Source organism: Sphingobium sp. SA916 (assembly GCF_002894065.1).
GTDB classification, from domain to species: domain Bacteria; phylum Pseudomonadota; class Alphaproteobacteria; order Sphingomonadales; family Sphingomonadaceae; genus Sphingobium; species Sphingobium fuliginis.
This window is the reverse complement of record NZ_LXYF01000057.1, coordinates 30328-42242: the sequence shown is the minus strand read 5'-3', so window position 1 is coordinate 42242 and position 11915 is coordinate 30328. Positions and strand designations below refer to the sequence as shown.

The following is an 11915-nucleotide window of genomic DNA, read 5'->3' as shown; positions in this document are numbered from 1 at the left end:
TCAGCCATTCCTTGTCCGTTAGTTCATACCGCCGCCGCGCCATACGCCCTCCATTCTCAAAGAGCGCCTGAATCATGCGAAGGCGGAGAGCTCAACTCAAATTATGAGTTCACGCCCTAATATCAGGGAATTTTCCGGATAGCGTCGACATCGATCTCCTCAGACTGAGGAGCGGCTTGAAATGCCACGGTCCGTCGGGTTGCCGAACGCATTTGTCAGATACCGTGTCGATCGATCCAGCCATTGATCATCACCGTCAGGAAGGCGATATCTTCCCGACGAATTTGTCCGTAGAATATGGATGAGATCATAACGAGTTCGATCCTGTGCAACCTTGAACTTATAAAAATCCGCCATTTTGGATCATATCTTGCGGATTTGATGATTTTCTTCTTGAAAATTACAGATTTCGTTCATCTATTACTATACAGTAATAAAATTGGCTAATTCAGGAAAAATGCAAGACAGGTAGGTCGCCGTTGCTCAGAAATATCCGCTTTACTCTTTTGTCATGCGGATCATCTTTCAAATAGATAACGCCACTATTTTCGAGCTTTCTCACGAGGATATAGAAACCTCGATATGACAAATCGAGAAATGTCATCGCCTCCTTGATGGAAAGCGACCTTTTTTGCTTGAGAATCAAAATGATTTTTGCCTCTGGTTTCATCAGATTGAAGCCAAAATTCTTCTTGAAGCATTGTTCCATCTGAAGAATTTCGCTGATTTTCAAACCATCACGCACAGGCAATCCCCAGGACTTGTCACCAACAAACTAATTTTTGGTGCGACCCAAGGATGCAGAACCGATGTGGGGGCGCGTAACGCCCGTCAATCAACACCCGATCGGTCCCGGGTTTCTACTGACCCACAAACTGACCGAGATCAACCATGAAATATATATAAAAAGTATACATTTAAATGCTCGGTTTGTGACAAACATCTGGATAGACGAGGCATCATTCGGAGATTTCCTTAACACAATCCAGATAAGGAATTCGTTCTCCGATGCTTAGAAACGAGCGAATTATGGCAAAAGAAATGATTGGATGGGGCCGATCGTCTGTCAAATACCTACCAAATTAGCGTGAAGTAATTTCTGAGAACAGGTTTCTGTCGCCATCTGTGAACTTCGGTTCATGGAATGGCGACCTGCAACCTCCAAAAAGCGACCCATAAGAAAGGTTCAAGAATGAAGAAAAGGATCAATTTGCAGAGAGCGCTATTGCTCTCTACAGCCTTGTCAGCGGGCTTCTCCGCGACGGCGCACGCCGGTGATGTCACCGTATCGACCGCGCAGACGGCAGCCGATGTCCAGACGGCCATCAACACTGCGATCGCAGTTCCCGATTCTGATCTGAACCTGACCGTCGCTGCGACGGGCTCGATCACCGGCGGCTCCATCGGCCTCACCCCCAGCGCGAGCCAGGGCGACGGTGCGATCTCCTTCGTGAACAATGGCGCACTTGGCGCGGTCGACACCGCTGGCGCGGTGACGGACACCGCTGGTGCGACCTTCTACGGCGTGGGCAATGCGGCTGCGGCAAACACCTTCAGCGCCACCAATGGCGGTCTGGTTTCCGGTGGCCTGAACGCATTCGGCTTCGGCGGCAATGTCGGCATCACCAATTCGGGCACCGTGTATAACGGCGTAGCTGCCTCGAGCTATGGCGACGTGTCGGTGGCAAGCACGGCGGCCGGCCTGGTCCGTTCGGGCGACGTGTCCGCGGACAGCATCACCACAGCGACCTCGGCCACGGTCGGCGGCATCACCACCACGGATTATGCCAGCGGCACGGCTACGGTCGACCAGCAGGGCGACGTTGCCAACCAGACCGACACGGCGCGCGGCGATGTGACGGCAGAGGCGCTGAACGGCGCATCGGTGACCGTCGGCGGCAAGGCGGACGAAGCGGCTGCCTATGCAGGCGGCACCGTGCAGACGGTATCGGGCACCAGCTCCGCCACCGCAGGCACCGTGGTCACGACCACCTCGCGTTCGGACAACATTCTCGGCGGTGGCGCCGCATCGGTTGCGATCACGCAGACGGGTGATGTGAACTCGGCCTATGCGTCGAGCGTGGGCGGAGCCTCCGTTTCGGTCGACGGTTCGGTCGATGGCAGCGCACAGGCTTATGCGGACGGCTATTCGAGCACGAACACCTCCGTTTCAGTCGACGATGGCGCAACGCCCGTCAGCGACAGCTATCACTATACCCAGACCGCCGCGGGCAAGACCGCATCGGTTACGGTCGGTCAGTCTGGCGAAGTCGCTGGCGATGCGATTGCCTCCGGCAATGGCGGTGCGACCGGTACCATCAACGGTGCAGTCGACGGCGATGTCGAACTGACGTCGCAAGCGACCAATTACGATTATCAGGGCAACAGCGATTATGCGGCCGGCACGAGCGGCTATAGCTATGATTATAGCGCAGCTGGCGGCGCAGCGACCGGCTCGGTCGGTGCGACCGGATCGATCGGCGGCGACCTGATCGCCAGCGCCGATGGCGGCGTGACGCTGTCGAACGCCGGCAAGATCGAGGGCGATGTCATCGGCAACTCGAACCGTTCGCTGCCGACGAGCTACAGCGAAACCTACAGCTCGTCCTCGTCGAGCAGCCCGACGCTGGTCGAAAGCAGCAACCAGGAAATCGACGAATATCATTACAAGCAGGCAGGCGGCGCAGCGAGCTTCGCCAATGCGGCGACCGGTCAGGTGCAGGGCGATGTGTCCATCAACGCTCTGGGCGATGTCACCGTCGACAACAAGGGCGCCGTGTTCGGCAGCACCGATGCGCGCAGCACCGGTTCGGACAGCGACTATAAATATACCTACAACAACAGCAGCTCGACCGCGATCGCCACGCCGCCGGCGCTGAACGTCACGACCTCGACCAACGAAACCGTCTACGATTACGCCGAAACGGCAACGGGCGGTAACGTTACCGGCACTTATTCCGGCTCTAACGGCACGCTGAACTTCGTTTCGGGTGATGGTTCGATCACGCAGGAAGCTGACAAGGCCAGCAAGGCGACTGTCACCGGCACCGTCTATGGCAGCCTGAATTCTTATGCGGGTTCGTCCAATTCCACCGAGCTTAGCCAAGACAAGACGGTCACGGTTCTCGACACGGCCGGCGACGGTACGCGGACGATCACCAGCAGCGACGACGAAACCACCACGACCAACGCCGGCGGCGACAGCACCGTCACTGTAAGCGGCAAGCTGGTCGAAGGCAGCGTCGGCGGCACGCCATCGCTCTACTCGAGCGCGACCGGCAACAGCGCCGTCACCATTTCCGGCAGCGTTGCCGGCGATGTGGAGTCCAACGCCTCGGCAACCGACTACCACTATCAGAGCAGCTATGCTTCTTCTGAAACGGTCACGGGCGGCGTCTATCGCACGGACAGCATCGTCCAGAGCAGCTCGAACGAGCAGATGGCTGTTGGCGGTTCGGCCAGCGTCGACCTGACCGGTTCGGGCAAGGCTGCCATCAATGGCGGTGACGTTGCGGCCTATGGCCGCACCGGCGCTTCTGTCACGGTGGCCAAGGACGCCAGCGTCGGCGGCACCAACAATTTCGCCAGCGTCTATGCCAGCGCCAGCGGCACCGACTATCTGTCGACTTCGGAAAGCACGTTCACGCGCGATCCGGCGGCGCAAACCGGCACCACCACTTCGACCAGCGGCTACAGCTATACCGTCAGCGATGGCGTGGGCGACGCCACCGTCGCCATTGCCGGAACAGTCAGCGGCGACGCCGAAGCTTCGTCGAGCCGCGGCAATGCCACCACCACGGTTACCGGCACCGTCGGCGACGATGCGCGGGCCTATGCCTCCGGCAACAACTATGCCACCAGCACGACGACCGACTATGCCGGTGAGATTGCAGACAGCAGCACCAGCCCCGCTATCGTCAAGCAGGTCTATACCGAAAGCTCGACGCAGGTCGGCGGCACCGCGTCGGTGGTCGTCAACACCGATGCGGCACTCAAGAACCTTGGCGCTCTTGGCGTTGCGGACGATGTCGATGCGGAAGGCGTGACGGCGGCTTCGGTCACCATCGCGGCCGGTTCAAAGGTCGGCGGCGATCTGTCGGCTGAATCGAACTACACCAACTACAGCTACACGCAGACCCGCCTCTACAATGACAGCGGCGTCCAGACTGACGAAACCATCGTCGGCATCTCCACTCTGGCAGGCGGCGACGCCTCGGTCAGCGTGGGTGCCAAGAGCGAAGTCGGTGGCGAAGCCTATGCCAGCGGCAACAAGTCGGCATCGGTCAGCAACGCTGGCGCGATCGAGGGCAGCGTTTACGCCCTGTCGCTCAATTCCGTCGGCAGCGGCAGCCTGGCCTCGACCAACCTCGACAATGCAGCGCTGCGTCAGGATGTTTCGGTCCAGACGCTGACTGGCGTCGGCGGCACGGCTTCGGTCACCAACGCATCGGGCGCGACCATCGGCGGCGACGTCACCATCGCGGCCGGCACCGGCACCGTCACCAACAGCGGCGGCATCGCGGGCAGCATCTATGCCGGTGATGAAGTCGCCAACTACACGACGACTCAGACCGACACCGTCACCGACACGGTCCAGACCGTGACGCCGGCGGCGGCACTGACGGCGCAGAACTACACCATCAACCAGAACAACTTCCTGGGCGGTGGCGTCTATGTGAGTGGCGCGACGGTCAGCGATCCGTTCGGCCGGGCCGATGAGCCCGACGTCAAGACCAGCAACGTCTCGGCGACGGTCAACCTCAACAATGGTTCCGTCACGCTGGGCAGCATTGCTGCGCAGCAGGACGAAGACGGCAACCGCCTGACCAACACCACGCTCAACCTCAACGGTTCGGGCTATCTGGGTGCGGACAAGCTGAACCTGAAGACCCCGACCTCGGCCGTTTACTCGCCCGAAGCGGTGCTGCCGAAGGAAGCGCAGGATCTGGGCTTCGGCACCGGTTCGACCGGTTCGGTCCGTATCCTGGGCGTCGAAGCTGTGAACAAGGCCGATGCGGGCACCTTCGTGCTCGACCTCGCGCCCTATATCGTTCCGGATGCTCCGGGTCTCCAGCCGGGTTGGAGCGCGGATGTCGGCGCGATTAACGTCAAGGCGGGTGAAATCCAGCTCACCGGTCCGGCCTATGATCCGACCGATGCGGATGGCGATTTCATCGGCATCAAGGGCAACATCAATGTCGACGGCGGCACGCTGGTCGTCGGTCGCCGCACCCTGATCGGTGCGGACACGATCGGCAACAGCCTGACCACCGAGGGCACGGAGACGATCACGGGCGTCAAGGTCGCACTGACCGGCGACTATACCCAGACCGCCACCGGCACCACGGTTGTCGGCGTCAGCCCGTCGCTGGTCCGCGCCGGTGCGGTTTCGGTGGGCACCAGCAATGGTGGCACCGAAGTGCTCGGCCCGATCCAGGCCGGTGCAAATGTGCCCTACTTCACCACCGCGGCCAACGGCTCCTCGGTCCAGTCCAGTCCGTCGCGCATCGACGTGACCGGCAAGTTGAACCTGGCCGGCAAGCTGGTGGTCGACGTGACGCGGGATGCGATCTACTCGAATGGCGACGGCTACACGCTGTTCTCCTATACCGATGCGGCCAGCGCAGTCGGCGCCACCGTGTCGCAGTCGATCAGCTCGCCCTTCGTCAGCTTCGAGCTGAAGAACGACACGGCTACCAAGACCGTCAGCATCGCGGCCAAGCGCACCAGCTACGCCTCGGCGGCGACCAACCCCAATGCTGCTTCGGCTGCGGGCGCCCTCGACGCGCTGATCCCGGTCATCACCACGAAGATCGCGCAGGACGCCAATGGTGGCGCGGTGTTCACCTCGGTGAACGAAATGGGTCTGGTGCAGGATGCGGCGAACATCATCTCGGGTCTCGACTGGCGTCTGACGCTGGCCGGCGCGCAACAGGTGTTCAACGAACTGTCCTCGGCCGAATTCTACGGCTCGCTGGCAGCGATCGAACAGAACTCGGCCCTGACCGAGAGCTTCGAGAGCGCAGCGGTCGTGGGTGCCACCGGCAAGTCCGGTTTCGGCTTCTGGATCAACCCGGTCGGTCGTTTCGCCCGTTATGGCGGCACCTCCTCGGGCGCGTCTAAGATCCGCGACAACAGCTATGGCGGGGCCTTGGGCTTCAACCTGGGCTACTCGGATGAAGGCACGCTGGGCATCGGTTTCGCCTATGCCGAGCATGACATCGCCGCTCGCGGTACGCCGGAATCGGCCAAGGCGCGGACCTACTCGCTGGGGCTGGACTGGAAGCACAGCTTCGGTCCGCTCCATGCCGGTGCACAGTTCGTCTATGGCTTCTCCGACTTCGACGTTACGCGTGAACTGACCCTGCTTGACCGCACGATGAATGCGTCCTTCAAGGGCCGCGAGTGGAACGCCAATGCCGAACTCGGCTATGACGTGACCGAAGGCAGCAACGCCTCCGTCATGCCCTATGCCAAGGTGGCGCTGCGTCACTGGTCGCTGGGTGGCTTCACCGAGGAAGGCGGCGCAGGTGTCGGCGTCAGCTCGGGCCGCGACTCCAAGACGGTGTTCGTGCCTGAAGTCGGCGTCCGTCTCGCCACCACGCTGGCGGCGACGGAAGCGATGGCCGTCCGTCCGTTCGGTAAGCTCAGCTACACCTTCCAGGGTGACATCGGCTCCAGCCGTGCCTTCACCTATGCTGCGGGTGGCACGCCCTTCATTCTGAAGGGGGTTGATCCCAAGGGCTACGGGTCGCTCGACGCGGGCATCAATGCGCTCTTCCATGATCGCATCGGACTGTTCGTTCAGGGCGGTGTGAACTTCGGCGGGTCGCAAAAGGGTGCCGAAGCCCGCGGAGGCATCAACGTCCGGTTCTGACACTTAAGCCCTGTCAGAACAGACGTCCAACTTGGGGAAGGGTCGGTAGACTCTTCCCCCTTTTTGCCTCTAATCAGAAAAGGGACAGGTCGGCGCATCGCGCGTAAGCTGCCAAAGGCGGACTGTCGTGAGATCAAGGCGCTAGCTACGTTAGCCAAAACGAGGTCCGAAATAACGGCACCTGCTGAACACCGGGAAAAACCCGGATGGAGAAAACGAGTGTCGTCGCTCATGACCCGAAGCGCGACCCAAGGAAGCCTTGAAGGTTTCCTGACCTTGACCCGGCCAGTTTCTGGTCGGGTCATTTGTCTGCGGCATTTGGCGATTATCGGGAGCTTCCATCTAAGCCGGACGGTCATGGCGGTGTCCGTGAATACTCAACTTTAGTCGTGAGCGATGCTGTGCGAACGGCAGCTATTCCACATACTGCCCCGAAACTGACATTTGTCTATCGGCCAATCCCGGGCACCCAAGATCGAAAGCGGCCCTTCCGCACCTGGCAATCAAAAATTGGCCGCTGAACGGCCGGGACTGGTCGACGGCCGACCGGCAGCTTTTTCCGTCCGCGACTTATCGCCAGTCCCGAAAGAGGACCGACAGCTATCACCCACTGTCCAGCTGATACCTGCCAGTCCGCAACCGGCCAAAACTGGAAATTCAGAAACGAAGAAATCGGTTCTGAAATGCTTACAAAATCCTGCATCGATTTAAGCAGCATGCATATTACCAAACCGAGCCTCCTAGCCATCAGCCCGTAACTTCTTACCTTTGCCCCTTCACGGCCCGCCACAGGGTCGCGAGGCTGGTCAGCACCGCTGCCACTCCAAGAAGAAACGATCCGTCGATAATCATCATTGCCGACTCCTTTTCCGCCCGATATGTTCGCTATTTGTTCTCATGTAGGAAAGAGGGATTCTGCGATGTGCGTTCTGATCACCCCGATTTCGGATAGTGTTCGCCTGCGGGTTACCGGCGACGTGGAAACGGTGCTGGCAGTGCCTTATGAAAATGATGACCGCTTTCTGGTTGGCCTGAGCGATGGCACATTGCTGATGGGCTTCTTAGACAAGGACATGCGCTGTCGCTGGGAAGTCGCTCGCGATGGTGCGGGATTCGTTCATTTCGAAGGCAATGCTGCCCGTGTCGAGTGGCGCATCGAATGGCTGACTATCGCGGCATTCGACGCCCGCGTGGTGGAGCCCGCCAATCCGCCGGCTTTGCCGCTTTTTCCGGACCTTGATCGCTGGGCGGCATGAGGCCGGCGAGCGCTCCGCGCCAGAATGCGAGGTCAGGAACAGCCGCCGTCAATGGCATGCCTGCGATCCAACTACGGATTACCGATGCCGCTCGCAGGCCGTGACGGGTATGAACGCAGGTTCGCCATATCCTCCGTAAACGTCACTGAGCAGCCAGGTGCGCTCGGCGTCCGCATCCCCGTGGCCGATGCTCTTCCACCAGAAGCGCAAGGCGGCATCCCAGCGATACCTCCTCGCTTTCAGACGATCCTTGGAATCGAACGGCGCATCGACGGCATTGACGCGCCAGGTTGGCTGATCCGAACAGGCGATCAGTTTTGCAAGGATTGTCTCGCCGTCCGGCAATCCGTGTGAAAGCAGATAGAGAAGAGCAAGGATGTCGTTTTCGGCCCGGTGCCCCTCGTAGAACCACCCACATTGCGAAACGAGATGCGCAAGCGCGCGCCCCTCGAAACCAAGCTCGAGCCAGTCGAGCTCGGCCATGGAACAGGCCCATGGCTTGCCGGCAATGGCTGGCAGACGACGATCGACGAACGGCCGGTCGAATGCGGCATTATGGGCAACGATGATGTCAGCGGAGGCGAGTATGTCCACGGCCGCAGCATCGTCGATTGCTTGGCCTGCAACGTCTTCCTCCGTCAGGCCAGTCAGCATCGTGATCCTGGGGTCCAGCGGCATGGCCGGATCCTCACGCCAGACGCGGGGCATGCCGACCTGAATGATGCGCTCTCGTGCGTCGAACCGGAAGCGCTGGACAGCCAGTTCGATGATGCGATCCGCATCGTGGTTCAGCCCGGTCGTCTCGACGTCGATCGCGACGCCAATCCGGCTCGGGACGGATGGGACCGCCTCATGGAAGGCCGATACCGGCATGAGGCGTCGCTGTACACGGAAGTCAGGATGTGCGCCCAACAATTCGGCCGCATGCGCATGGCGATCATGGACCGCGTTCATGCTGCCTCGACGACCCTGAAGACGGCGCCGCTTCCAGCATCACGCACGAGATCGACCCGCCTTCCATCCCAGTGATAATCCAGATGCCGGCCCTGAACAGGACCGGACGCGCAATCAGGGTAGAAGAGAGCGACACATTCCCCACCAGCGTCCCGAACGCTTGGATAAGCAATGCCGTTCGACCCATCCGCGCGCAAGCGCGCCGCGAGTTGCTGCGCCGCTCGATAGCTATCCGCGTCAAGACAAGCCCGAAATTCGTGCATATCGCCACGAAGATCGTGAAGCTCGGCATCGACCTTCATCACGATCTCACGGAACTGAGACGTCCAGCCCGCAACCTCGCTGGTCCTCGCCATGAAGGCTGCATGATGATGGATCGTCTCGAACAGCGCGGTTTCATAGGAGCGCGCCACGTATAGGACGCCAAATTCTCCGCCCGAGAAGCGGCTCGGTCGATCGATACTGACATGCGTGAACGATGCCATCAGATATGAGGAACCGGCGCCTCCAACCCGGCGCCCCGGCGGCACGAGATCGATGTTGCCGACGGATGCCATGATGCGCGGGTTAGTCTTCTGCTCGGCTGAAAGCAGAAGGGGCCAATCGGCAGGATCGGCAATATCCTCGAACAAATCGATGGGAGGATAGATGCTGCGGATGATCCTGACCGCCCCCTCCCATTCGACCTTGCTGACCGGCGGTTCGTCTGGCGTCGTCACCAGCCACCACGCTCCGCGTCTAGATAGCGCCGGACCCGCATGATGTCGGTCAGTTCTCCCCCGATCATCACCTGCAAGGCGCTGGCGCCGCTAAAAGCGGCATTGGGGGCCTTGATCCAGTCATATCCGCGCTGCGGCTCCTGAAAGATGATCCGCAAAGCCTTGTGGATGCCCATCAGGTTGGAAAGCCGGGCGAGCCCGTCGCGCGAGATACGTCCCGGCCCCTCTGCCTTCCACCTGCGGTAGGTCCGCACCGGCATGTCGGTCAGCACAGCAGCCTGCTCATCCGTGACACCCCATCGCGCAAAAAGGTTGAGCGCCGCACGGAACAGCGCACCACCTTCTTCCTGCGAAATCGGCTCTGGCCGGAAAGGGGCCGGAACAGTGTCAATCGGCTGCAACATCGCCATACATACCTCCATCTGGCATGATGTAATTCATATAATGCCATTTGGCAATATTTAGACAGTCAGGAGTCAATAAGTGTCAGGTGCCAAACATGGGGTGGATCACCTCCGCGCCATCCCGCAACCGACAGAGATAATTCGACCACCACTGCGCCATGCGAACCCGCTCGTCCCAATGCGCCCCGCGATGATAAGCAGCCCGGACGCTGTCACGCTCGCGATGCGCCAACGACCGTTCGATTGCATCGGGATGCCACAAGCCGCTTTCATTCAGAAGCGTGCTCGCAGTGGATCGAAATCCGTGCGAGGTCATCTCCTCGCCCGTAAAGCCCATTCGCCGGATCGCGATGTTCAGCGTATTTTCGCAAATGGGCTTGAGCCATGTACTGTTTGCAGGAAACAGATAGTCACCGCGATTCCCCAACGCTCGGAGATCCCGCAGCAAATCAAGCGTTTGCTTCGACAAGGGAAAAACATGAGGCTTGCGCATCTTCGTGCGCTCGGCAGGCACGCGCCAAATCGCCGCCTCGAAATCAATCTCGTCCCACTTTGCCTTCCGCAGTTCGCCTGGACGGAGATAGACATGCGGGGCCAACTGCAGAGCAAAGCGCGTTTCAATCCTGCCGCCATAGCCATCGATCGCACGCAGCAGTTCGCCAACCTTCTCCGGCTTCAGGATGGCGGCATGATGCTTTACCTTCGGGCTGACCAGCGCACCACGCAGAATGTCGGCCGGGTTGTGCTGCGCGCGTAAGGTTGCCACCGCATAACGGAATACGCGGCCGGAGAATGCACGGGCGCGGGTGGCAGATTCATAATGCTCTTTCTGCTCGAACCGCTTGAGCGCCCTGAGCAACTCATGGGCCGTGATGTCCTTGATGGGCCGATTGCCGATCTTGGGGTCCAGCACGTCGCGAAACCACCGCATCTTCTTGAGCGTGGCGGGAGCCTTGCCCTCGATCTCCATCTTCGCGATGAATTCGTCCGCCACGACCCGGAAGGTCGTGCGGGCCGCAGCCTCGGCCTTCAGCCTTTCCTGCTTCCTGTGCGCAACAGGGTCGACGCCCTGCTCAAGATATTCCCGGGCTTCGTCGCGCTTCTCGCGCGCCTCTCTCAGGCTCATGTCGGGATAGCGCCCCAGCGCCATCTTCTTCTCGATGCCGTGAAAGCGGAACTTCACCCGCCATAGCAGCGAGCCATTGGGGTTGACCAGGAGATAGAGCCCGGCGCCGTCGGCGACCTTATAGGCTTTTTCCCTGGGCTTCAGGGTCTTGATCTGAACTGCAGTCAGCATCTGGGGGCCTCGACTCAAGCATGTCATTTAGGCCCCCGGATTTGGGGCCCCCAAATCACCTGGATGCAGGTGGACGCGTGGGGGCCTCACCGGAAAGCCGATGCCCAAGCATAGCAAATTTTTGGCTGATTTTGGAGGGTTTAGGCCCCTTTGGAGGGGCGTTCCTGGTGCCGCTTACGTGACTCGAACACGTGACCCTCGCATTACGAATGCGATGCTCTACCGACTGAGCTAAAGCGGCGTTGGGGCGGGCAGATAACAGCGCTTGGCGGGAAGGACAAGCGGGCAAATGCGATTTGCCATGCCCATCCAGCGTCAAACCGCTTCGGATCATCATTTCACCCCGCCTTTACGCCATCTTTACCATCCAATGGCACTGTCGATTCTCAAGGAAAAGCTTTTACCTGA

The 11915-nt window shown here is 60.1% G+C and carries 7 protein-coding genes and 1 tRNA gene; 2 read left to right on the top strand and 6 right to left on the bottom strand.

The window, feature by feature from the left end:
• Positions 1-448 precede the first annotated feature (448 nt).
• Positions 449-745, bottom strand: coding sequence for a MarR family winged helix-turn-helix transcriptional regulator (locus A8G00_RS17790; RefSeq protein ID WP_146032616.1), 297 nt, complete (start codon positions 743-745; stop codon positions 449-451).
• Between the two features lie 495 nt (positions 746-1240).
• Between A8G00_RS17790 and A8G00_RS17785 the strand changes: the two genes are divergently transcribed.
• A complete protein-coding gene (locus A8G00_RS17785) occupies positions 1241-6877 on the top strand; it encodes an autotransporter outer membrane beta-barrel domain-containing protein (RefSeq protein WP_103001311.1) in 5637 nt (1878 codons plus the stop codon).
• Between the two features lie 920 nt (positions 6878-7797).
• Positions 7798-8133 (top strand): hypothetical protein, encoded by a 336-nt coding sequence (locus tag A8G00_RS17780; RefSeq protein WP_103001310.1) that lies wholly within the window; start codon positions 7798-7800, stop codon positions 8131-8133.
• A gap of 78 nt (positions 8134-8211) precedes the next feature.
• Here the strand turns inward: A8G00_RS17780 and A8G00_RS17775 are convergent, their stop codons facing one another.
• From A8G00_RS17775 to A8G00_RS17755, 5 genes are all read right to left on the bottom strand, one after another.
• Positions 8212-9087, bottom strand: coding sequence for a 3'-5' exonuclease (locus tag A8G00_RS17775; protein WP_103001309.1), 876 nt, complete (start codon positions 9085-9087; stop codon positions 8212-8214).
• The gene (locus A8G00_RS17770; protein WP_216365636.1) at positions 9084-9809 is read right to left on the bottom strand and encodes an RES family NAD+ phosphorylase; all 726 of its coding nucleotides are present in this window, start codon (positions 9807-9809) and stop codon (positions 9084-9086) included. Before A8G00_RS17770 ends, A8G00_RS17775 begins: the two co-directional genes overlap by 4 nt.
• On the bottom strand, positions 9803-10216 hold the full coding sequence (locus tag A8G00_RS17765; protein WP_103001313.1) for an MbcA/ParS/Xre antitoxin family protein: 414 nt from the start codon (positions 10214-10216) through the stop codon (positions 9803-9805). The genes A8G00_RS17770 and A8G00_RS17765 overlap by 7 nt, the downstream gene beginning before the upstream one ends.
• A 76-nt stretch (positions 10217-10292) precedes the next feature.
• The gene (locus A8G00_RS17760) at positions 10293-11507 is read right to left on the bottom strand and encodes an integrase arm-type DNA-binding domain-containing protein (RefSeq protein WP_103001307.1); all 1215 of its coding nucleotides are present in this window, start codon (positions 11505-11507) and stop codon (positions 10293-10295) included.
• A gap of 165 nt (positions 11508-11672) precedes the next feature.
• A tRNA-Thr gene (locus A8G00_RS17755) sits at positions 11673-11748 on the bottom strand.
• Between the last annotated feature and the right edge of the window lie 167 nt (positions 11749-11915).